Origin of the sequence: Aliivibrio sp. S2TY2 (genome assembly GCF_028765525.1) — a bacterium.
Taxonomy (GTDB): domain Bacteria; phylum Pseudomonadota; class Gammaproteobacteria; order Enterobacterales; family Vibrionaceae; genus Aliivibrio; species Aliivibrio finisterrensis_A.
Map to the genome: position 1 here is coordinate 207,719 of NZ_JARACS010000005.1, position 22,162 is coordinate 229,880.

Annotated in this window: 20 protein-coding genes; 15 read left to right on the plus strand and 5 right to left on the minus strand. The window is 38.1% G+C overall.

Annotation, left to right across the window (positions count from 1 at the left end; translation table 11 throughout):
* The first annotated feature begins 20 nt into the window (after positions 1 to 20).
* The 4 genes from nrdD to PVK63_RS10555 all read left to right on the plus strand — a co-directional run bounded on the left by nrdD (position 21) and on the right by PVK63_RS10555 (position 4,610).
* Positions 21 to 2,141, plus strand: a complete 2,121-nt coding sequence (gene nrdD / locus PVK63_RS10540; RefSeq protein WP_130047617.1) for an anaerobic ribonucleoside-triphosphate reductase — start codon at positions 21 to 23, stop codon at positions 2,139 to 2,141.
* Positions 2,141 to 2,611 carry an anaerobic ribonucleoside-triphosphate reductase-activating protein gene (gene nrdG / locus PVK63_RS10545; protein ID WP_130086485.1) on the plus strand — a complete coding sequence of 157 codons (471 nt, stop codon included), beginning with the start codon at positions 2,141 to 2,143 and terminating at the stop codon, positions 2,609 to 2,611. Before nrdD ends, nrdG begins: the two co-directional genes overlap by 1 nt.
* 90 nt (positions 2,612 to 2,701) lie before the next feature.
* Complete coding sequence (locus tag PVK63_RS10550) at positions 2,702 to 3,889, plus strand: amino acid aminotransferase (protein ID WP_130086484.1); 1,188 nt, start codon at positions 2,702 to 2,704, stop codon at positions 3,887 to 3,889.
* 67 nt (positions 3,890 to 3,956) lie between these two features.
* Entirely contained in the window at positions 3,957 to 4,610 is a 654-nt protein-coding gene (locus PVK63_RS10555; RefSeq protein WP_130086483.1) for a putative ATP-dependent zinc protease, read from the plus strand.
* A gap of 242 nt (positions 4,611 to 4,852) precedes the next feature.
* Here the strand turns inward: PVK63_RS10555 and PVK63_RS10560 are convergent, their stop codons facing one another.
* The 3 genes from PVK63_RS10560 to PVK63_RS10570 all read right to left on the minus strand — a co-directional run bounded on the left by PVK63_RS10560 (position 4,853) and on the right by PVK63_RS10570 (position 7,529).
* Positions 4,853 to 6,271 (minus strand): lytic transglycosylase F, encoded by a 1,419-nt coding sequence (locus tag PVK63_RS10560; RefSeq protein WP_130086482.1) that lies wholly within the window; start codon positions 6,269 to 6,271, stop codon positions 4,853 to 4,855.
* 257 nt (positions 6,272 to 6,528) lie between these two features.
* Entirely contained in the window at positions 6,529 to 7,068 is a 540-nt protein-coding gene (locus PVK63_RS10565; RefSeq protein WP_130086481.1) for a hypothetical protein, read from the minus strand.
* An 80-nt stretch (positions 7,069 to 7,148) separates the two neighbouring features.
* Complete coding sequence (locus tag PVK63_RS10570) at positions 7,149 to 7,529, minus strand: YgiW/YdeI family stress tolerance OB fold protein (protein WP_130086480.1); 381 nt, start codon at positions 7,527 to 7,529, stop codon at positions 7,149 to 7,151.
* Between the two features lie 212 nt (positions 7,530 to 7,741).
* On the opposite strand from PVK63_RS10570, the gene PVK63_RS10575 reads away from it, so the two are divergent.
* Genes PVK63_RS10575 through yjjG form a run of 5 tightly spaced genes read left to right on the plus strand, consistent with a single transcriptional unit; the run spans position 7,742 to position 12,500 of the window.
* On the plus strand, positions 7,742 to 9,247 hold the full coding sequence (locus tag PVK63_RS10575) for a cobyric acid synthase (RefSeq protein WP_130086479.1): 1,506 nt from the start codon (positions 7,742 to 7,744) through the stop codon (positions 9,245 to 9,247).
* A gap of 13 nt (positions 9,248 to 9,260) precedes the next feature.
* The gene (gene modA, locus PVK63_RS10580) at positions 9,261 to 9,995 is read left to right on the plus strand and encodes a molybdate ABC transporter substrate-binding protein (RefSeq protein ID WP_130086478.1); all 735 of its coding nucleotides are present in this window, start codon (positions 9,261 to 9,263) and stop codon (positions 9,993 to 9,995) included.
* On the plus strand, positions 9,995 to 10,684 hold the full coding sequence (modB, locus tag PVK63_RS10585) for a molybdate ABC transporter permease subunit (protein WP_130047626.1): 690 nt from the start codon (positions 9,995 to 9,997) through the stop codon (positions 10,682 to 10,684). The genes modA and modB overlap by 1 nt, the downstream gene beginning before the upstream one ends.
* Positions 10,685 to 10,687: 3 nt before the next feature.
* Positions 10,688 to 11,782 (plus strand): molybdenum ABC transporter ATP-binding protein ModC, encoded by a 1,095-nt coding sequence (modC, locus tag PVK63_RS10590; protein WP_130047627.1) that lies wholly within the window; start codon positions 10,688 to 10,690, stop codon positions 11,780 to 11,782.
* Between the two features lie 37 nt (positions 11,783 to 11,819).
* On the plus strand, positions 11,820 to 12,500 hold the full coding sequence (yjjG, locus tag PVK63_RS10595) for a pyrimidine 5'-nucleotidase (RefSeq protein WP_130047628.1): 681 nt from the start codon (positions 11,820 to 11,822) through the stop codon (positions 12,498 to 12,500).
* A 91-nt stretch (positions 12,501 to 12,591) separates the two neighbouring features.
* Here the strand turns inward: yjjG and PVK63_RS10600 are convergent, their stop codons facing one another.
* Together PVK63_RS10600 and PVK63_RS10605 are read right to left on the minus strand one after the other, a co-directional pair.
* Positions 12,592 to 12,780: a DUF2986 domain-containing protein gene (locus tag PVK63_RS10600; protein ID WP_130047629.1), complete on the minus strand. Its 189-nt coding sequence runs from the start codon at positions 12,778 to 12,780 to the stop codon at positions 12,592 to 12,594.
* 4 nt (positions 12,781 to 12,784) lie between these two features.
* Positions 12,785 to 13,303: a DUF2058 domain-containing protein gene (locus tag PVK63_RS10605; RefSeq protein WP_130047630.1), complete on the minus strand. Its 519-nt coding sequence runs from the start codon at positions 13,301 to 13,303 to the stop codon at positions 12,785 to 12,787.
* A gap of 86 nt (positions 13,304 to 13,389) precedes the next feature.
* Here PVK63_RS10605 and PVK63_RS10610 point away from each other — a divergent pair, with 86 nt between their 5' ends.
* From PVK63_RS10610 to PVK63_RS10635, 6 genes are all read left to right on the plus strand, one after another.
* On the plus strand, positions 13,390 to 13,698 hold the full coding sequence (locus PVK63_RS10610) for a cysteine-rich CWC family protein (RefSeq protein WP_130047631.1): 309 nt from the start codon (positions 13,390 to 13,392) through the stop codon (positions 13,696 to 13,698).
* 329 nt (positions 13,699 to 14,027) lie between these two features.
* Complete coding sequence (gene torE, locus PVK63_RS10615; protein ID WP_130045382.1) at positions 14,028 to 14,204, plus strand: trimethylamine N-oxide reductase system protein TorE; 177 nt, start codon at positions 14,028 to 14,030, stop codon at positions 14,202 to 14,204.
* Positions 14,205 to 14,261: 57 nt separating this feature from the next.
* On the plus strand, positions 14,262 to 15,440 hold the full coding sequence (gene torC, locus PVK63_RS10620) for a pentaheme c-type cytochrome TorC (RefSeq protein ID WP_130086476.1): 1,179 nt from the start codon (positions 14,262 to 14,264) through the stop codon (positions 15,438 to 15,440).
* A gap of 23 nt (positions 15,441 to 15,463) precedes the next feature.
* The gene (gene torA / locus PVK63_RS10625; RefSeq protein WP_130047633.1) at positions 15,464 to 17,926 is read left to right on the plus strand and encodes a trimethylamine-N-oxide reductase TorA; all 2,463 of its coding nucleotides are present in this window, start codon (positions 15,464 to 15,466) and stop codon (positions 17,924 to 17,926) included.
* Positions 17,927 to 18,197: 271 nt separating this feature from the next.
* Positions 18,198 to 20,183 (plus strand): methyl-accepting chemotaxis protein, encoded by a 1,986-nt coding sequence (locus tag PVK63_RS10630; RefSeq protein ID WP_130086475.1) that lies wholly within the window; start codon positions 18,198 to 18,200, stop codon positions 20,181 to 20,183.
* A gap of 181 nt (positions 20,184 to 20,364) precedes the next feature.
* Complete coding sequence (locus PVK63_RS10635; protein WP_130086474.1) at positions 20,365 to 22,104, plus strand: glycoside hydrolase family 36 protein; 1,740 nt, start codon at positions 20,365 to 20,367, stop codon at positions 22,102 to 22,104.
* Positions 22,105 to 22,162 lie beyond the last annotated feature (58 nt).

A 22,162-nucleotide genomic window follows, 5' to 3' on the forward strand; every position in this document is an offset into this window, starting at 1 on the left:
ATTTAGTATTTGGAGCCACTGTGAATATAACTGTAATAAAGCGAGATGGAAGCCGTGCAACCTATAACAATTCTCGTATTATTGATGCTGTAAAAGGCGCGTCAGAGCAGGTAACTCCTGAGATTGAGAGTTATGCGCAGTTAGTGGCTCATGCAGTAGAAATTGCATTACAGGGACAAAAAGAAGTAGGTATTCGCCAGATCCAAGACTTGGTTGAAAACGAACTAATGCAAGGCCCACACAAAGTATTAGCCCGCGCTTATATTGAATATCGTCACGACCGCGATATCGCTCGTGAAAAAATCAGTGTACTAAATAAAGAGATCAGCGGCCTGATAGAACAAAGCAACGCTGAACTACTTAATGAAAACGCGAATAAAGACGGTAAAGTTATCCCTACTCAGCGTGATTTATTAGCGGGTATTGTCGCTAAGCACTACGCAACGCGTCATATATTACCTCGTGATATTGTACAAGCACACGAGCGTGGTGAGATCCACTACCACGATTTAGATTACGCACCATTTTTCCCAATGTTTAACTGTATGCTGATTGATTTAAAAGGCATGTTAACTGGTGGCTTTAAAATGGGTAATGCAGAAATTGATACACCAAAATCGATTGCAACTGCGACAGCGGTAACCGCACAAATTATCGCGCAAGTAGCAAGTCATATTTACGGTGGCACAACGATTAACCGTATTGATGAAATCCTTGCTCCGTATGTCACTATCAGCTATCAAAAAGCATTAAAACTTGCTGAGAAGTGGGGTATTCCTGATGCAGAAGCGTTTGCTCAAGCACAAACAGAAAAAGAGTGTTATGACGCATTTCAATCGCTTGAATATGAAGTCAATACATTACATACCGCAAATGGCCAGACTCCATTTGTTACCTTTGGTTTTGGCTTAGGTACAAGTTGGGAATCAAAATTGATCCAACGCTCTATTTTAGAAAACCGCATTGCTGGTTTAGGTAAAAATCGTAAAACAGCGGTATTCCCTAAATTAGTGTTCGCAATTCGTGATGGATTGAACCATAAGAAATCTGATCCGCATTATGATATTAAGCAACTTGCTCTTGAGTGTGCTTCTAAGCGTATGTATCCAGATATTCTTAACTATGACAAAGTAGTTGAAGTGACTGGCTCATTTAAAACCCCAATGGGTTGTCGTAGTTTCTTAGACTTATATGAAGAAAACGGCGAGCAAATTCACGATGGTCGTAATAACCTAGGTGTGGTGAGCTTAAATCTTCCTCGTGTTGCTATTGAAGCAAAAGGGGATGTAGATGCATTCTACAAGCTGCTTGATGAGCGTTTAGTGCTATGTCGTCGCGCTTTAGAATCACGTATTTCTCGTTTAGAAGGCGTGAAAGCACGTGTAGCTCCTATTCTTTATATGGAAGGGGCATGTGGTGTTCGTCTAAAACCAGATGACGATATTATTAATATCTTCAAAAACGGCCGAGCTTCGGTATCGCTTGGTTACATTGGTGTGCATGAAACAATCGAAGCGCTATTTGGCAGTGATGATCACCTGTATGACAATGCTGAACTTCAAGTTAAAGCATTAGAGATCATTCAGTATCTAAAAGACGCAGTTCAAGTATGGACCAAAGAAACAGGCTTCGGCTTTAGTTTATACGGTACGCCAAGTGAAAACTTATGTTCTCGCTTCTGTAAACTTGATAACACTCAATTTGGTGTGATTGATAAAGTGACAGATAAGGGATACTACACAAACAGTTTCCATTTAGATGTACAAAAAACAGTCAACCCATACGATAAAATTGATTTTGAAATGCCATACCCAGAGATCTCAAGCGGTGGTTTCATTTGTTATGGTGAATTCCCTAACATGCAGCGCAATATTGAAGCATTAGAAAATGTATGGGATTACAGTTATAGCCGTGTGCCTTATTATGGAACCAACACACCGATCGATGAGTGCTATGAATGTGGTTACACCGGTGAGTTTGAATGTACAAGTAAAGGTTTCACTTGCCCTAAATGTGGCAACCATGATTCTACAAAAGTATCGGTGACACGTCGTGTTTGTGGTTACTTAGGGAGTCCTGATGCACGTCCATTCAACTTCGGTAAACAAGAAGAAGTTCAACGTCGAGTGAAACATTTATAATGAACTATCACGTCTATCATTCGATTGATGTGATTAACGGGCCGGGTACGCGTTGTACCCTGTTTGTTTCTGGTTGTGAGCACAACTGTAAAGGGTGCTACAACAAATCCACATTGAATCCAAATTCGGGGCATCTTTTCTGTCAGCAGCTAGAAGATAAGATTATTGCTGATTTGAATGATACGCGTATTTATCGCCGAGGATTATCATTATCAGGCGGTGATCCGCTGCACCCAATGAATTGCGAAGCGGTACTTAAGTTAGTGAAACGAGTTAAATCTGAATGCGAAAATAAAGACATTTGGATGTGGACGGGTTACGAATTAAACGAGCTTAATGAGACACAAAAAGAGATAGTGGCTCTGATTGATACACTCATTGATGGTCGCTTTGAACAAGATAAAGCCGATCCGTCATTGGAGTGGCGTGGTTCGAGCAATCAAATTATTCACACAATTAATGTGTTGTAAGAAAATTGTAAAAAACTAAACAATAAAACGTGATATTTTCCTATCTGAATGGTAACTTAAATACATTACAGATCATAAGGATATGAAAATATGCTGCAAAATATAGCGACTCCTGCTAAAGATCCTATTCTTTCCCTTTCTATTGAATACCGTGCTGATGATCGTGACAACAAAGTCGATCTCGGCATTGGTGTTTATCGTAATGACAAAGGCCAAACGCCAATTATGAAAGCCGTGAGTGATTCGGCTAAGTCTATTGCGGCAGAGCAAATCACAAAGGCCTACGTAGGTCTTGCTGGTTGTGAAGTTTTTAATCAGAGTATGGTTGATTTATTACTACGTGATACCTCTGCGTATGAGCGTGTTTCTGCGATTCAAACTCCTGGTGCGAGTGGTGCTTTACGCATGCTTGCAGACTTAATCAAATCAACTGAGCCTGATGCAACGGTTTGGATAAGTAACCCTAGCTATATTAATCATCAGCCAGTAATGGAAGCGGCTGGCTTAAAGGTTAAGCACTACAATTATTTTAATCCTGCAACAAAACAAGTTGATAGTGCCGCTATGATGGCTGACCTTTCAAAAGCAGGCCCTAAAGATATTATTTTGCTTCACGGTTGCTGTCATAACCCTACAGGTGCAGATATTCGTCTTTCTGACTGGATTGCAATTACAGAATTAGCGCTAAAGAATGGTTTTATCCCGTTTGTCGATATTGCATATCAAGGGTTTGGTGATGGATTAGAAGCTGATGCTGCAGGTCTGCGTTTTATGGCTGACCGTGTTCCTCAAATGTTTATTGCTACTTCATGCTCGAAAAACTTTGGTTTATATCGTGAGCGTACTGGCGCAGCGATGGTTATTGCTGCCAATATCGAAATCGCAATGAATGCCAAAGCAAAACTTCTACAAATGGCACGTGCTACTTATACCATGCCACCCGATCATGGTGCTGCGATTGTTGGACGTATTCTAAATGATGAGGCGCTAACCTTATCATGGCGTACAGAGCTTGATGAGATGCAAAAAAGACTGCTAAGTTTGCGTGCCGATCTGTGTGTAGCGCTACGAGTTGAGACTCAGTCGACAGATTTTGATTTTATTGAGCAGCATAAAGGTATGTTCTCTGTTATCGGTTTTAATCCTAATCAGATGGCAAGTTTAAAATCGGAACATGGTATTTATGCGGTAGGTGATGGACGAATTAATATTGCGGGAATGCAAAAGCAGCATATTGATTATATTGCCAAATCTATTGCTTCTGTTGCAAATAAGTAACAGATATTTTTGAGATATTCACTATACTAAAATGAATGATTACAAATGAGACAGTAAAGGAAAGCGCATGAAAATAACAAAAAAATGGTCAACGTTACTTTTACCTATTTTACTTGCTGGTTGTATGTCTACAACAGCAACAACGACACCTGATGAGGCGGTGGAGAAGCCTGCAGTTGAGCAACCAGTTACTCCTGAAAAAAAACCAGAGATAAAACCTGAGCAAAAACCACAAGTTGATCCAAAACCACCAGTTAAGAAACCAGTTGCGACTAATTTAAAAACAGCAGATGGTAAATTAATTCTAGGTGAAGAAGAGTGGATGTACATCAAGGCGATTAATCATAATGCGAAAGCTCGTATTGACACCGGAGCAACCACATCATCAATCTCAGCGATTGATATTGAGATGTTTGAGCGTGATGGAAAAGATTGGGTGAAGTTTAAATTAGCGCATAACGATAAAGAAACAAAAGAGTTTGAATCACCTGTTGTACGTATTGTAACAATACGCCAGTCAAGTACAGAAGAGCGAACAGATCGTCCTGTTATTGACGCTTGGGTTCAAATTGGTGATTTAAAGACCAAAACAGAGTTTACATTGAATGATCGTACGCACATGACTTTTCCTGTACTGTTAGGGCGAACTTTCTTCCGTGATGTTGCAGTTGTTGATGTAAGCAAAAAGTTTGTTCAACCAAAAGTGAAATTAGCTAAATAAAGCCTATTTATTCTGGTTTAGGTTATCTAATACCAATCTACATAAGTATTTGATCATTCTTGCTTGTTAAAATCGATTATATCTGCGTTATAAATTTTGTAATTAGATCCACTAGTTACTGTAATTTATGCCTTGCTCTAATCGATTTTTCCTAAGCAATTATCTGAACAACTACTTATCCAGAATGGTATAAGTATAATTAGCAAAAAATGCCCAAATTAGATTTGGGCATTTTTGTATGACTAAAACAGTTTGTAGTTAGAGGCATTTTGGTGTTCTCTAAGTGATTGTAGTAGCGCAATCTGCTTATAGATAACATAGTAACGGCTAATATTTGCAACATAATGCACAGGCTCTTTGCTGACGTATTTACGGGCCATTATCTCCACATTATTGAACCAAACATTTGGGTCATATCCATGTTTTACTGCCATTCTACGCATTTTTCTTACATTAGCGGGCCCCGCATTATAAGCAGCCAATGAGAAATACATTTGATTCTCTTTGGTTATCTCAGGTTTTAAGAAGTAGCGTTTATGGACAAAATCCATATATTTAACTCCTGCGTGAATATTGTGCTCTAACTCTCTGAAGTTTTTAATGTTAATGTAAGGTTCTCTTGCTGTTTTTGGTAGGACTTGCATAATGCCTACGGCCCCCATATGAGAAACCAGTCGATTATTAAATCTTGATTCTTGATACGCTTGGGCTGAAATCATTAGCCAATCGAATTGGTATTGTTCTGAATATTGTTCAAACAAGAGAGCAAGATTATTAAATTGTTTCACAGTGTTTGGGTTTAATGCATTTTTTAGCCATTTGGTATTATCAAGGTATTTATTATAAATAACGTTACCTAGAAAAGATCCTTGTTTGATTTTTTTTACGTATTGGTTGATCGCAGATTTTAATTGAGGGCTGTCTTTTCTGATTGCCCATCCTATATTAGCGTTAGTACGGATAGGGAGAGATTCATGAATCACTATATTATCCATGATCTTTGTCCACAGCTGAGATTTATGACTATCGATGACGGTTATTGGCAGGATGCCTTGATTAATCATTTCCATTAATTCGTAATCTTGAAGGTTTTCTTCAATAAATTGGACATGGATAGGTGGAATGCCATCAGAAGATAGTTGTTTATTAATTTGCTGTAGGCTTTCAAAGTAGCTTGAGCTTGCTCTAACCCATACTTCTTTACCTGATAACTCTTCAAATGATGCAATTGTAGCTGTTGATTTTGATGTCACAAGCCATTCTTGGCTGTTACTTATAATTGGGTCACTAAAGTCTACATATTTAAGACGTTGAGGCGTAATTGTTAAATTTGCTACTGCAATATCACCAAATCCAGCTTCGAGTGCATTGAGTAGATCATCTCGTGGCACGGGAATGACTTGAACATTGACATGAATTTTATTTTTATGCAAATGCAGTTCAAAGTGATGAACAAACTCAGCAATGATCCCCTTAGGCTGACCTTTTTCTATATAATAAAAACCGAGATCGGCAGAGACAAGAACTCGTATAGTCCCTTTCTTTTCTAGTGCTTTTAAGTCTCCAGCATAGGGAACTTGAGCTAATGGAGACAGCTCAATAGAAAAAGCCAAGTAGGGAATAAACCAAAGTAATAATAGTAATTTATGCAACACTTTCATGTCGTAACATCCTTTTTAACAACATAGTAACAAGTTAGGTGTAAAAGGAAGTGAAATCAAGTGTTTTTCTGTTGATTTAAAGAATGCTTATTTTTGAAACAAAAAAGCCAGTGAATTAATTATAAATTGCACTGACTTTATGCTGATTTTTCTAAAATTGACTTGAAAGGCTAATATTTAAGTAAATTGATTAGCCATTATTTAGGCTTTTTAGTTACTTAAAAATGTATGGAGTCATTAAATTGTTCTTAAGTTTACTAGAACGTAAATCTTGCTGTCATCATTACCTGATCACCATAAATACCACTGAATTTGGCTTCAGCGCCAACAGAAAGTTGCTCTGTGGAGTGGAAGCGAAAATGCACGCTACCAATATCTTTGTTTGTGTTGCTATTAAAGAGTTGGCCATATTTTGCACCCACTTCAATTTGTTGCACTAACCAAGTACGAAAACCGAAATTAACTTCAGTGAGCATTTGATCACCAAATTTGTCACTTGATTTATCTTTTACGTTATGAAGTAGTAACTGGCCATAAATATCAGCAAATTCATTAATAGGACCGTTAAAACCAATACCACCATTTATATCCCAATCACCTTCAAATTTACTTTCAATTTGTCCAACTAAGTGCGAATTTTCTGTAAATTGTTGGTTAATTTGGGCTCCAAATGTACCAGGACTCGTTCCTACTCGAGCTTCAAAAAAGCTATAAGGGAAGTTATTGGCCATCGCTGTTGAAGAAGTCAATGCTGTTGCCAATATAAGTGCCTTTTTAATGTGTTTTGTTGATTCCATACCCTATTAACCTAACATTCATGAATTTTATCTATAAAAAAGCCTGCAATATGCAGGCCAAGTTATGATAAGTTAATTTTTTACAGGATTTGCATTCTATCTACTTCTATTTCAGGTACTTTACCACCTTCATATTCACCAAATAAACGCACCTTCGTGGTTTCATTTATAGCGGATGGTAATGAGATATCATCGTCTAACTCAATTTGGATTTCTGTTGTACCGTCAGAGAACAGGTATTTATCTTTACGAATATGGCGAATGATTTTTCCATCTACAATAGCATTCTTTTCTGTAAACATACTTGTGTCTTTCAGTAATTCAGCAACGGTAATTGTACTTACAGGGCCCGTATAGTTAAGTTGTGCTTGTTTATGGTTGTTGTGACCATCATTACCAGCAAGAGCGATAGTTGGAGATAAGATTAGAGCTGCGGTAATGGCAATAATTGTCTTTTTCATAATAGATCCTTAAGTGATGCGTAAGAGTTAATTTAAGCGATGTCGCTTCGATAGAGCTATTAAAACAAAACCTGCTTGAATCTATCGTGAGTAAATTATTCATATTCCATTCATCTAAACTTAAGAAGTGAAGAAGATAAACTGATCCTCCCTCTTAACAGAGAATAATGATAATATCAGTGGCTTAATATCTAACGTAAATAGATGGAATTATGAATAAAATTTCTCCACTGATGGTTCAAGGAACCACCTCTGATGCTGGTAAAACGGTGCTGGTGGCAGGCTTATGCCGAGTTCTTGCCAATAAAGGGATCCAAGTTGCCCCTTTTAAACCACAGAATATGGCACTCAACAGTGCAGTAACCGAAGAGGGAGGGGAAATTGGTCGTGCTCAAGCGCTTCAAGCTGATGCCGCAAGAGTTAAGCCTCATGTTCATATGAATCCTATTTTATTAAAACCTAACACAGATATTGGTGCTCAAGTAATTGTTCAAGGTAAGGCGATTGAAACAATGGATGCTTGGGGCTTTCAAGATTACAAAAAATTAGCCATGCCTTATGTATTGGAATCATTTTCTTATTTAACTGATAATTATCAATGCGTTGTTGTCGAAGGGGCAGGAAGCCCTGCAGAGATTAACTTGCGTGAAAACGACATAGCCAATATGGGGTTTGCTGAAGCGGCTGATGTTCCGGTTATTATTGTTGCCGATATCGATCGTGGCGGTGTCTTTGCTCATCTCTATGGTACATTAGCTCTTCTCTCAGAATCAGAACAAGCGCGAGTAAAAGGGTTTGTTATTAACCGCTTTCGTGGTGATATCTCTTTACTTGTTCCCGGTCTCGAGTGGTTAGAAGAAAAAACAGGTAAACCAGTACTAGGCGTTATTCCTTATTTGCATGGGTTAAACCTAGAAGCTGAAGATGCAATTAAGAGCGAGCAACAAGAGAAAGGTAAGTTTGTTGTAAAGGTGCCAGTTGTGACTCGAATTAGTAACCATACTGATTTTGATCCATTACGCTTACATCCAGAAATAGATCTTCAGTTTGTTGGCAAAGGACAATCATTATCAGGTGCTGATTTTATTATCCTTCCTGGGAGTAAGTCTGTGCAAGCCGACTTACATTATCTTAAATCGCAAGGTTGGGATAAAGATATTGAAAGGCATCTTCGTTTTGGTGGCAAAATCATGGGCATTTGTGGTGGTTATCAAATGTTAGGTGAAAACCTTTCCGATCCACTTGGTCTTGAAGGAAAAGCCTCATCTATTGCAGGTTTAGGGTATTTATCTATTACGACGGAACTTAAAAAACAAAAACAATTAACGTTGGTCGAAGGAGAGCTTAAGTTACCAAACCAAGAGACAGTAAAAGTCAAAGGATACGAGATTCATGCAGGAGTAAGTACTTACATAAAAGAAGAGGAAAAAGGGGATGATAATCAATTCCCTATCTCAATTACAAATGAAAGTATTGTAAGGCATGATGGTACACTTAATAATGAAAGCACCATTTTTGGTACTTATTTACATGGTATTTTTGATGAACCAAGCGCGTTTGAAGCAATTCTGTCTTGGGCTGGGTTAAAAGAAAATAAAGCGATAGATATGGATGCGATCCAAGAAGAAGCGATTGAACGCATTGCTGAGTCTATAGAAGAGAGTTTAGATCTATCGCAGATCTGGCCAAATGAATTTGAAAAAAAAGCGGCTTATTAAGGAAGGTATAAGTATGTCTCGATTGACATTATTTTTAGTATTGGTGTTTAGTTCTTTATCGGTATCAGCGAATGTTACTGTTTATGCTGCTTCGTCCTTAACCAATGTAATGAATGACATTGTTGATGATTATCAAGATAAAACGGGTGATCGAGTTCGTGTTAGCTATGCCGGTTCATCGTCACTGGCTCGACAAATAGCCAATGGTGCACCAGCAGATATTTACCTTTCTGCAAACACTAAATGGATGGAATACTTGGTAGAGCAAGATCAAATTGATACTGCAAGCAAAGTTGATTTATTACGAAATAGCTTGGTTCTTATTGCCTCTAAGACAACACCAAAAGAAAATACATGGCACTGGTTTATTGGGCAAAAAGGCTTTCGTATTGCAATGGCTGATCCAAGACATGTTCCTGCTGGAATCTATGGAAAACAAAGCCTTACAAAACAGTATCGTTGGCCAGAAGTAAAAGATCATATAGCATCAGGTAACAATGTTCGATCGGCTTTATTGTTTGTTGAGCGTGATGAAGCGCCTGTCGGAATTGTATATAAAACAGATGCATTGTTATCGAAAGGCGTTACGATTGTTGAAGAGTTTCCTGCAGATTCACATGATCCGATTGTCTATCCAATGGCTATCATAAAAAATAAAAACTCAGATAAGGTGACTCGCTTTTACCAATACCTATTGTCTGATGAAGCAAAAAATACATTCATCTCTTATGGATTTTCGACTATCTAATGATATTAACGGATTACGAAGTAGAGGCTTTACTATTAAGTTTAAAAATTGCAGGTATTGCCGTTAGCTTTTCTTTGCCAATTGGTATTCTCCTAGCTTGGGTATTAGCTCGTTGTGAATTTAAAGGAAAGGGCTTACTTGATGGTTTAATTCATTTACCTTTAGTGTTGCCACCGGTAGTGATTGGTTACTTACTGTTAATTTCAATGGGGCGACAAGGTGTTATTGGTAAATGGTTATATGAGCTATTTGGTTTAACGTTTAGTTTTAATTGGAAAGGTGCTGCACTTGCCTCCGCTATCGTTGCATTACCTTTAATGGTACGTGCAATTCGCTTAGCTCTAGAATCCGTCGATCAAAAGTTAGAGCAAGCCGCAAGAACATTGGGCGCTTCACGTTCTAAAGTATTTACTACGATTACTTTACCATTAATGTTACCGGGAATTTTAACTGGTGCGGTATTGGCTTTTGCACGAAGTTTAGGTGAGTTTGGTGCCACGATTAGTTTTGTCTCAAATATAGAGGGTGAGACTCGAACGCTTCCTCTTGCTATGTTCAGTTATATTGAAATCCCAGGGGCCGAAATGGAGGCTGCACGCCTATGTGTTATTTCTATTATTGTTGCTTTAATCTCATTATTACTCTCAGAATGGTTAGCGCGTGCCAGCAAAAAAAGGTTAATGGGTTAATTCATGTTAGTCATTGATATAAAAAAACAATTAGGTGATTTGAATCTTGATGTTCAGTTAACGTTACCCTCATCTGGGATCAGCGCCGTTTTCGGGCGTTCGGGTGCAGGTAAGTCCTCACTTGCTAATATAATTAGTGGACTTAGCTCACCAGATTCAGGGCGAATCACTCTTAATAACTCCGTATTATTTGATTCTGAGAAGAAAGTATCTATACCACCAGAGCAGCGTCATGTTGGTTATGTTTTTCAAGATGCGCGCTTATTCCCCCACTATAAAGTAGAAGGAAATTTGCTGTATGGATGCAATGGAAAAAGAACGCATTTATTTGATGATGTGGTAAAGCTGTTAGACATTGAATCTCTGCTGCAACGTTATCCGCATTCATTGTCTGGTGGTGAGAAACAAAGAGTGGCGATTGGCCGAGCTATCTTATCAGAGCCTGCATTACTTATTATGGATGAGCCATTAGCCTCTTTAGATCTACCAAGAAAACATGAAGTAATGCCTTATTTAGAAAGGTTAGCAAAAGAAATCCAAACCCCAATTATTTATGTCACCCACAGTTTAGATGAAATTTTACGTTTAGCCGATCACATGGTTTTATTGAACCAAGGTAAAGTGAGTCTATCTGGAGACATTACTGATGTATGGGGATCGCCATTAATGCGCCCTTGGTTAAATGCATCAGAACATTCTGCATTATTAGAAGGATTTATTACTGAGTTACATTCAGATCACCCTATGACATTAGTCACCTTAAATAATTCTCAGCAGGGTATCTGGGTTAAGGCGCCTTGCAAGTGTACGGAAGAAGGGCAAAAAATTCGATTACGTATTCGAGCTAATGATGTTTCTTTAATTAAACAGCAACCAGAACAAAGCTCTATTCGTAATATTCTTCCAGTAATCATCGACAGTTTAACGGAAGATAAAGAAAACGATGTAGTGGCAGTTAAATTGAATTTATCTGGACATATACTGTGGGCCAATATTACACGTTGGGCACAAGAAGAACTGGCATTAGACGTTGGGCAACACTGGTTTGCACAAATTAAAGGTGTAAGTGTGACTCAATCAGACTTATGCTCAAAATAAAGATCTTGAAAATATAAGCCTCATAAAGGAAGTAAATATGAAGTACCAATGGATATTATTTGATGCCGATGAAACACTCTTTCATTTCGATGCGTTTGCAGGTTTGCAACGTATGTTTGAAGGATACGGTATTCATTTCAGTAAAGAACAATTCATTGAATATCAATTGGTAAATAAACCATTGTGGGTGCAATACCAAGATAATGAAATTACCGCTCAGCAGCTACAAGAAACGCGATTTGAAGAGTGGGCAAAGAAAGTCGGCGTTACACCAAAAGCGATGAACAGTGCTTTTATGATGGCAATGGCAGATATTTGCACACCATTAGATGGCGCAAGAGAATTACTTGATTCTTTGTTAGCGAATAATGTGAAGATGGGGATCATAACTAATGGATTTACTGAGCTACAGAAAATTCGTTTAGAAAAAACAGAGTTTAGCCACTACTTTGAGTTGATTATTATCTCTGAGCAAGTTGGTGTAGCGAAACCTGATAAGCGTATTTTTGAGCATACGTTTTCTCAAATGGGAGAAGTAAACTTACCTGGAGTATTAATGGTAGGGGATAACCCAGACTCAGATGTTCTTGGTGGTATGAATGTAGGTATTGACACATGCTGGTTAAATGCAACACAACAAGCGTGCCCTGAAGGGGTTAAACCAACCTATACAGTTAAGAACCTGAATGAGTTACAAGTACTGTTACATAATGCTTAGAAGGCTTTTGATGCAGTAAACTATATTATTATAAAGCACCTCATTGTTTATTATAGCAATGAGGTGTTTTTGTATCACTTGACCAGAAATATTACTCTTCTGATGGTGTTACTTGTTCTGTGTTCTCAGGCTCTACTGTTGTTTGTTCTGCTTCAAGAGCCATTTTTTCACGATCAGCTTTACTGATGTATTTTGGCTTATTATGCGAACGGCTATTTTTTGTTTGGGTTCTGCGGTGTTTCTTTAAAAGAGTCTCTTTAACTTTGTTTTTACGGCTCATTGTATTACCACATTAAATCATCAGGAATAACGAATTCCGCATACGGGTCGTCTTCATCCTGTGCATCTTCCGCTATTACGTTGTTAAGCACAACAACTGATTCATCACGCAAGGTAATCTTATCAGCCACACCTGCAGGGACAATTTCATAATCGTCATTAAAGTGCACGATAGCAAGACGGCCAGCAACTAATTGCGTTTGCATTGTTTTATCAACATACATTTTTTTGACTAGTGTACCGTCAGTAAAGTTATAACCAATGTCACCGTGAGAGCGATCTAGTTTATTTGCAGTGATCAATTGTTTGATTTGAGCGGTTAATTCTTTCTGATCTTTCTCGGCTTTGTGTTTCAAGCTTAGTTCTTTGTCTTTTTCAGCTTGAGCTGCTTTGTTCAATTCTACAGCCGCTTTTGCTTCACGATTTTGAACGCGTGATTTTTTTGAAGCTTTTTTTGCTTTTGCTACTTTCTTTTGGTTCACTAACCCAGCTTTTAGCATTTGCTCTTGTAAGCTTAGTGCCATAAATCATTCCTAATAATAACGATATTGAATTCCAATGATTATCCCATGACTTGTATGGGATTTAAAGGATATAGAGAGAAGTAAAGATGAAAACACCCTGTATTGCAGCTTGTAAAAACGAAGATGGCATTTGTATTGGTTGTAAACGTACCATTACTGAGATCATAGAGTGGAAATCAATGACTGATGAAGAAAGAGACAGAGTAATGGATAGATTATCAGGAAAAACAACAACACATACTTGTCCCGAATGCACAAAGCCAGCTCAATGTGATATCAAAATGGGTAAAGAAACGTGTTGGTGTTTTGAGGTCGAAACTCGCGATGTAGGTATTGTTTCTGAGAATTCTGAATGTTTATGCCAAGATTGTTTAACAAAGAAACCGATAGCGTGATATTTACGTGCTACCTTATAAATAGGGTCCTAAATTTGATATAGATCAATTGGTAAAGTTATCAAAGTTACCTATCCTTTAGAGGTATTTAACATTGTTAACAATATTTACATAAAATTAATTTGTCACAAGTATTAATATTTTTATACATTATTTTTCAATTAAATACATCTCTGGATGAACGCAAAAAACTAGTCAATAAAAGGGTTTATCTTAAAAATTTAATTGAAGCACTATTTGTGAGGGATTAAAATCTATGTCAGATAGGTTCGACAACTTGTTAACATTTTCTATATTTATAAAGTAGAAAGATAACTAGGAATAAAATTATGAGCAATGCAATAAAGCAAAACGATGGAGCAGAACGTTCTTCTGAATGGAAAGCATTTTTCTTCATTACGGTTGTTCTTTTCCCAATTCTAAGTGTGGGTGTGGTTGGTGCTTACGGTTTCTCTGTATGGTTCATGCAGATGCTGTTTTTTGGTATGCCAGGTCACGGTGGTTGATTCTTTTTTAAGTATCACCAGCTATAACAAATTAGAATTATTTAAAGAGAAGCAATTATGATGTCATTACTTAAAAAAGCTTGGTCGGTTTTTGCCCGTCCGAGTGTTCATATCAGCTTGGGTGTACTTACCCTTGGTGGTTTCATCGCAGGTGTTATTTTCTGGGGTGGCTTTAATGTTGCGTTAGAAGCAACGAACACTGAAGAGTTCTGTGTAAGCTGTCACGCTGATAACATTGCACCTGAATACGCAGGTACTATTCATGATAAAAACCGTTCAGGTGTTCGTGCTACATGTCCTGACTGTCACGTTCCTCATGAATGGACTTCAAAGATTGCTCGTAAAATGCAAGCAAGTAAGGAAGTATTCGCACACGTATTCGGTTTTATTGATACTCCAGAGAAATTTGAAGAGCGTCGTATCGTTTTAGCCCAGCATGAATGGGATCGCTTTAGCGCAAACAAATCTCTTGAGTGCCGTAACTGTCATGACTATGACGGCATGGATTTCTCTAAAATGCAACCTACAGCACGTATTCAAATGCAAGGTGCAAAAGAGCGTGATCAAAGTTGTGTAGATTGTCATAAAGGTATTGCACATAGCCTTCCTGCAAATATGGATAGCTCTGGCGGTATGGTTAGTGAGTTAACTCAACTAGCAAGCAACACTAAATACGAAGATGGCCAAACTTATGTTTCTGTTCGTCACCTTCCAATGTATGAAGATGCTAAATTAACAATTGAAGCAGGCCTATTAAATCCAGCCTCTCAAGTAACTGTACTTGAAGAGAAAGGCGATGCAATGAAAGTTGCAATTGAAGGTTGGCGTAAAGTTAAAGGCTTCGGTCGTGTTATCCAAGAAGATTTTGGTATGAACATTGCGGTAGGAGCTTTACTTAAAGATGCAGCTCAGAACGATAAATTTGTTCAGAAATTTGAAACTAAAGAAGATGATCTAACAGGTCTACCTTGGCAGCGTGTAACTGTAAATCTATGGATGAAGAAAGAAGATTTCTTACCTGATTACACTACAGTTTGGCAGAAAGCGGAAGAGTCATACAAAACAAACTGTTCTGTATGTCACACACAACCAGCTGAAGCGCACTTCGATTCTAACACATGGCCTGGTATGTTTGACGGTATGATGGCATTCGTTAACTTCGATACAGACAGTAAGTCACTTGTATTGAAATACCTACAAAAACACTCTTCAGATTTTTCTGACGAAAAACACTAAGAATTAATGGAGTAGATAGAATTATGTCTATTAGCAGAAGAAGTTTTCTAAAAGGTGTTGCAACAACAAGTGCAGTATCTTTAGTAGGTCCAAGCCTACTAATGTCTTCAAAAGCCAATGCTGCAGAAACAACTGGCACATGGCGTACATCTGGCTCACACTGGGGTGCGTTCCGTGCGCACATCTATGGTGGCAAAGTACAAGAAATTACAGCGTTAGAAATGGATAAGCATCCAACAGATATGTTGAATGGTATCAAAGGGATTATTTATAGCCCAAGCCGTGTACGTTACCCAATGGTACGCTTAGATTGGCTGAAAAAACATAAGTACTCAGCTGAGACTCGTGGTAACAACCGTTTTGTGCGTGTAACTTGGGATGAAGCGTTAGATTTATTCTACCGTGAGCTTGAGCGTGTTCAAAAAGACTACGGTCCATGGGCGCTTCATGCTGGTCAAACTGGTTGGAACCAAACAGGTTCTTTCCACAACTGTACTGCTCAAATGCAACGTGCTGTTGGTATGCATGGTAACTTCATCAAGAAAGTAGGTGACTACTCGACGGGTGCAGGTCAAACAATCATGCCTTATGTTCTTGGTTCTACAGAAGTATATGCACAAGGTACTTCTTGGTCTGAGATCATCGAGCATTCAGATAACATTATTTTATGGGCAACGGATCCAGTTAAAAACCTACAAGTAGGTTGGAACTGTGAGACTCATGAATCTTACGCATACCTTGAAAAGCTAAAAGAAAAAGTAGCTGCGGGTAAAGTAAATGTGCTTTCTGTTGATCCAGTTAAAAACAAAACACAGCGTTACCTACAAAATGACCACATGTACTTAAACCCACAAACTGATGTGGCGTTCATGCTGGCTGTGGCTTACACGCTATATACAGAGAACTTGTACGACAAAGCATTCATTGATACTTACTGCCTAGGCTTTGATGAGTTTATGCAATACGTGCTTGGTGAAACTAAAGATAAAGTAGTTAAAACTCCTGAGTGGGCTTCTGAAATCTGTGGCGTATCACCTGAGCAAATTCGTGACTTTGCAAAAATGATGGCAACTGGTCGTACACAGATCCTATTTGGATGGTGTATCCAGCGTCAGCAGCACGGTGAGCAACCATACTGGATGGGTACCGTTCTATCTGCAATGACGGGTCAAATTGGTCTTGCTGGTGGTGGTGTATCTTACAGTCACCACTACTCAAGTGTTGGTGTTCCTTCTACTGGTTTTGCAGGTCCTGGTGGCTTCCCACGTAACGTGGATCAAGGTCATGAGCCTAAGTGGAATAACAACGACTTCAATGGTTACAGCAATACTATTCCTGTAGCACGTTGGATCGACTGTCTATTAGAACCAGGTAAAGAGATCCGTTATAACGGTTCTAAAGTTGTACTGCCTGATTTCAAAATGATGGTTATTTCTGGTAACAACCCTTGGCATCACCACCAAGATCGTAACCGTATGAAGCAAGCATTCCAAAAACTTCAAACGGTTGTAACGATTGATTTTGCTTGGACGGCAACATGTCGTTTCTCTGATATCGTACTTCCAGCATGTACGCAATGGGAACGTAACGATATTGACCAATACGGTTCATACTCTGCACGTGGCTTAATTGCAATGCATAAGCTTGTCGATCCTTTATATCAATCACGATCTGACTTTGAGATCATGACTGAACTGACTCGTCGTTTTGGCCGTCATAAAGAATATACTCGTGGTATGGATGAAATGGAGTGGGTTCGTTCACTTTATGCTGAATGTCGTACAGCAAACGAAGGCAAATTTGATATGCCTGAATTTGATGTATTCTGGGAAAAAGGCGTTCTAGACTTCGGTGAAGGTAAACCATGGGTTCGTCACGCTGATTTCCGTAAAGACCCAGAAGTAAATGCACTAGGTACACCTTCTGGTTTCATTGAAATCACAAGCCGTAAGATTGCACGTTTTGGCTACGAAGAATGTCAAGGTCACCCTATGTGGTTCGAGAAATCAGAACGTTCACATGGCGGTCCAGGTTCTAAAGAACACCCATTCTGGATGCAATCTTGTCACCCTGACAAGCGTCTGCATTCACAAATGTGTGAATCTGAAGAGTTCCGTGCAACCTACGCTGTTCAAGGTCGTGAGCCGGTATACATTAACCCTCAAGATGCTAAAGAAAAAGGCATTAAAGATGGTGATTTAGTTCGCGTATTCAATGGCCGTGGTCAGCTTCTTGCTGGTGCTGTTCTTACTGATAGTTACCCTCGTGGTGTTATCCGTATCGAAGAAGGTGCATGGTACGGTCCATTGAATGAAAAAGTGGGCGCAATCTGTACTTATGGTGATCCAAATACACTAACACAAGATATTCCATCATCTGAGCTTGCTCAGGCGACATCAGCGAATACATGTCTAGTTAACTTTGAGAAATTCAAAGGTAAAGTACCACCAGTAACTTCATTTGGTGGCCCAATTATTGTTGAATAAGACAATAAAAGTAAATTAATTTAAAAAGCACCTACATTTGGGTGCTTTTTTTATATATTCTTATTTTATGTATTACAATTACATATATTTAAAGGTTGCTAATATATAAAATAAATATAAAAACAATACTATCTTATAACAAGAGCGTTCTATTTTTTATTGATTTTAAATTAATTTAAAATCAATGTGATTTTGCTATGAGAAAATCAAAATATGTATTATCCTCTCGCCGAAAATTTCACATAGGTGAAATCATTAGGATAATGCAAGAATGCTGCAAAAGTTACTTTCAAATTTAAAAACAAAATATCAAATATTAGTACCAGTTCTAGCTACTATCGTAGTAATGATGTTAGCTATCTATTTGGTTAATTCAAAATTAGAATCAACTAACCGTAATGTTCAAATATCAGATCATCGAAGCTATCAACTAAGTAGTGTCTCTATTGCTGAGGCGCAATTGTTGTTTCTTCGATTAAATGTATCTGCTACATTTACAAACCTTGAGTCATTAAAATCAATCGATTTTGATGCTGTTATTTCTGAGCTTAACGTTAACTTTACCAACATGGTAAACCAACAACGAACGTTGCAAAATATGGGGGCAGCCGTTAAGTCTCCTGAGCAGCTTCAATCTGAATTGAATTTAATAATATCTCAATTGAATGGTTACAAAAAGCATTCAGATGAGATGATAAAATATAATGATAAAAAGATAAAAGAATGGGGCAACTCACTGTATCTAACGACGCCAATTCAACAGGCAAGTGAGCTAATATTCTCACCATCACAAAGTGAAGAATCACAGCTATATTGGGGAAAGGTAGTACCTGAAGTATACAATAAAGCAAATAGCATCGAAATTCAGATGACTTCTCTATTTAATGAAGATTTATATACATCGGTAAGTAAAACACCAAGAATCGATATCGTTAATAGAGACTTTGATGCATTAGCTAAACTGATTGAACCATTAGAGAATGAAGAAGCTAAAAATATCCTTGCTTCTGCATTTAAATCTCAATCTGAAATGAATACGGTATTATGGAATGCTACTAACGAAATAAATAAAAATAAGAAAGCATTAATTGCTCTTGGAAATACAATATATCAAGAGTTAAATGATGAAAGAGTTCGTCTAACTAAGATGAACGGCAGTATTTCAGAAGACAATATGGCATTAATTTCTGAAAGTCAGACATTATTGTTAACTGCTCTAATTGTTACTGTAATTATTTCTTTAATTATTGGTGTTGTTATTGCTCAGATCGTAACTAAACCAATTTTAGTACTTCAAGAGCAGATGTCAGATATTTCAAATGGCCGTCTAGATTCATTGAATAATCAATCAAGTGACAATGAAATTGGTGAGCTATGTAAAAATACAGACAGCACAGTAGTTCGCTTACAAGATATGATTAGTAGTTTACGTAACGTTGGTGAAGAAGTTTCTTCATCGTCAACGGAACTCGCTGCAATTATGGTACAAAGTGAAGCGAATGCATCAGATCAAAAATCTCAAGTTGATTTGATTGCAACGGCAATTACTGAATTGGCTGCTTCTGCAAATCAAGTAGATGCATCTGCAAATCAGGCGGATATTAAAGCTAAAGAAGTATTAGGAATGAGCAGAGATGGCGCTCAATCTGCTGCAGAAGGTGTGAAATTAAGTCAAGATCTTGCGATTCAGATGGATGAAACCTCTTCTGAAGTAATGATACTGAAAGATCAAACGGATCGCATTAGTGAAGTGATTACGGTTATCGATTCTATTTCTGAGCAAACGAATCTACTAGCATTAAACGCAGCGATTGAAGCGGCACGTGCTGGTGAGAGTGGTCGAGGTTTCGCGGTTGTTGCTGATGAAGTTCGCGTACTTGCTGCTAAGACTCAACAATCAACTCAGAATATTCAAGATATCATTAATAACTTGCAGCAAAAATCATTGACTGTGGTTGATTCAGTTAATCAGTCTATTAATATGATTCATAAAACTGCTCAGATGAGTCTTGATACAAATAATCAATTATTAAGTATTTCTGATTCAATAGAGCTTATCTCTCAAACTAATGCAGAAATGGCAACAGCAGCCAACGAGCAAAGTAGAGCGATAGAGTCTATTAGTGAAAACGTTAATGTGATCACTGAGAGTATTAACCAGAACGTAGAAGGGATTAAAGAATCTGCGCAAGCTAGCCAGCATTTATCTGAACTTTCTGAAAACCAAAGAGAACAATTGTTATTCTTTAAAGTGTAAATTTATTGATTAGTTTACCAAGTCAGTATGAATGATACTGGCTTGGTATTTTTAATATTTAACCCCTCCAAACTCTCGCCCTTCATCTGTTATTGTTGCTTGTATCTTGAATAGTAGTATTCTATGGAAATTACACAGTTATCTGATTAATTTCGTTATAGAAACGAGCAGTAGGAAGTGCATGATGAACCCATTATTTTTCTTATGCGGACAAGAAACCATTCCTGTTCAAACCGATTTAGTTTATGAACTGCAAGACGACCAAGTTACTATGCGTTTTGCTGGCATTCATAACCTGCCTATCAATGATCATTATCTTGTTTTACAGTTCCCTACACAATTAGAGCATGATGCTAAGATTTTAGGTGATGGCTTTCAAATGCTATCTCAAACGGGTGGTCAGGTTAGCTCTCCTCAAGATATAGGTCGTTGCCCAGATAATAACGCCAGTTATCGTTTATATTCAGAAAACGCTAAAAAACGTTTCTATAACTATTTAGTCATTGAGCAGTCCGATGGTTTTACACTATTTGGGTTCACATCGTGCTATCGCTTTGCTGGTTATTTTGAAATCCATCAACATCAAGGCGAAATGAACGTAATGGCATTTCTTGATGGGGAGCATACTCACCCTCAGGATTGGGCGAGTAATGAAATGGAAGTGGTTACTGTTATTCAAGCGGATTCACTTGATGAAATGTATGAACTTTATGCCGCAAAAGTACAGCAACAGCACCCGATTAGAGCAGGAGTAAAGCAAAATGCGCCTGTCGGATGGTGTTCATGGTATGCCTATTATGCAGATGTAACCGAACAAAACGTCTTAGATAACCTTGAAGTGATGAGTGATGAACAAGCAGAGCTTGAGTGGGTCTTACTCGATGATGGTTACCAAGCATTTATGGGGGATTGGTTAACACCGTCAAATAAATTCCCTAATGGCATTGAAAGCTTATTAGCGGCAATAAAAAGTAAAGGTAAAAAGCCAGCTATTTGGATTGCTCCGTTTATTGCTCAACCGGAGTCAGAGATCTTTAAAAATCATCCAGATTGGTTTGTACGTCATGAAAACGGTGAGTTATTAAAAGCGGAAGATATCACTTATGGAGGCTGGCGTTGCACACCTTGGTATATTCTTGATACTTCAAAACAAGCCGTGCAGATTCATTTAACTGAAGTGATTCGAACCATGAGAGAGGAGTGGGGAGTTGAACTTTTCAAATTGGATGCAAATTACTGGGGCTCATTAAAAGGTGCTCGTGTTCAGTCTGGGATCACAGGAATTGAAGCCTATCGTTTAGGTATGCAAGCCATTATTAATGGTGCTGGAGAGGCGTTGATTCTAGGGTGTAATGCGCCAATGTGGCCATCTTTAGGTCTTGTGGATGCAATGCGCGTCTCTGATGACGTAGAAAGGAAAGCTGAGCGATTTGAGCAAATTGCAAAAGAAACATTTTATCGTAGCTGGCAACATCGTAAATTATGGCAAATTGATCCGGATTGCATCACGTTAATTTCCTTACCTAATCAAGGGGCAGAACGAAAAGATTATGAATTTCACCGCAATGTGATTTTAGCTGCTGGCGGATTAGCCTTATCTGGAGACCCGTTACCTGAGTTGAATAACTTTGCGAAGAAGACATGGAAGAATCTATTGTCACGTCATCGCCTAACACAAGATTCAGCCCAGTTTAAATCATTATCGAATCGTCACTGTACACTTCGACTTAATCATCAGCATGAGCTCCATTGTGTCTTTAACTATGATGATGAGCCAATGGAGCACACGTTAGTGGCTGATCAGCCTTCAATTTGGCGTGATTTTTGGACAGGTGAGCAACTGAATGACGAGCCTGCGCAGATGTTATTACTGACTTTAGAAAGTGGGTTAAGTAGCCGCGCAATCTTGGTATCGATCTAAATTAACATTACTGACTTATTGGTTTAATTTAAGTGCATGAAAAATTTACTACTCGACT

Coding starts and splice junctions, on each gene's coding strand:
- PVK63_RS10605 (WP_130047630.1), bottom strand. CDS start 13,303: ATGGCACTAAGCTTACAAGAGCAAATGCTAAAAGCTGGGTTAGTGAAC.
- PVK63_RS10575 (WP_130086479.1), top strand. CDS start 7,742: ATGAATAAAATTTCTCCACTGATGGTTCAAGGAACCACCTCTGATGCT.
- PVK63_RS10635 (WP_130086474.1), top strand. CDS start 20,365: ATGATGAACCCATTATTTTTCTTATGCGGACAAGAAACCATTCCTGTT.
- PVK63_RS10570 (WP_130086480.1), bottom strand. CDS start 7,529: ATGAAAAAGACAATTATTGCCATTACCGCAGCTCTAATCTTATCTCCA.
- modC (WP_130047627.1), top strand. CDS start 10,688: ATGTTAGTCATTGATATAAAAAAACAATTAGGTGATTTGAATCTTGAT.
- torE (WP_130045382.1), top strand. CDS start 14,028: ATGAGCAATGCAATAAAGCAAAACGATGGAGCAGAACGTTCTTCTGAA.
- PVK63_RS10560 (WP_130086482.1), bottom strand. CDS start 6,271: ATGAAAGTGTTGCATAAATTACTATTATTACTTTGGTTTATTCCCTAC.
- PVK63_RS10555 (WP_130086483.1), top strand. CDS start 3,957: ATGAAAATAACAAAAAAATGGTCAACGTTACTTTTACCTATTTTACTT.
- modA (WP_130086478.1), top strand. CDS start 9,261: ATGTCTCGATTGACATTATTTTTAGTATTGGTGTTTAGTTCTTTATCG.
- PVK63_RS10565 (WP_130086481.1), bottom strand. CDS start 7,068: ATGGAATCAACAAAACACATTAAAAAGGCACTTATATTGGCAACAGCA.
- PVK63_RS10550 (WP_130086484.1), top strand. CDS start 2,702: ATGCTGCAAAATATAGCGACTCCTGCTAAAGATCCTATTCTTTCCCTT.
- PVK63_RS10600 (WP_130047629.1), bottom strand. CDS start 12,780: ATGAGCCGTAAAAACAAAGTTAAAGAGACTCTTTTAAAGAAACACCGC.
- PVK63_RS10610 (WP_130047631.1), top strand. CDS start 13,390: ATGAAAACACCCTGTATTGCAGCTTGTAAAAACGAAGATGGCATTTGT.
- nrdG (WP_130086485.1), top strand. CDS start 2,141: ATGAACTATCACGTCTATCATTCGATTGATGTGATTAACGGGCCGGGT.
- yjjG (WP_130047628.1), top strand. CDS start 11,820: ATGAAGTACCAATGGATATTATTTGATGCCGATGAAACACTCTTTCAT.
- PVK63_RS10630 (WP_130086475.1), top strand. CDS start 18,198: ATGCTGCAAAAGTTACTTTCAAATTTAAAAACAAAATATCAAATATTA.
- torA (WP_130047633.1), top strand. CDS start 15,464: ATGTCTATTAGCAGAAGAAGTTTTCTAAAAGGTGTTGCAACAACAAGT.
- modB (WP_130047626.1), top strand. CDS start 9,995: ATGATATTAACGGATTACGAAGTAGAGGCTTTACTATTAAGTTTAAAA.
- torC (WP_130086476.1), top strand. CDS start 14,262: ATGATGTCATTACTTAAAAAAGCTTGGTCGGTTTTTGCCCGTCCGAGT.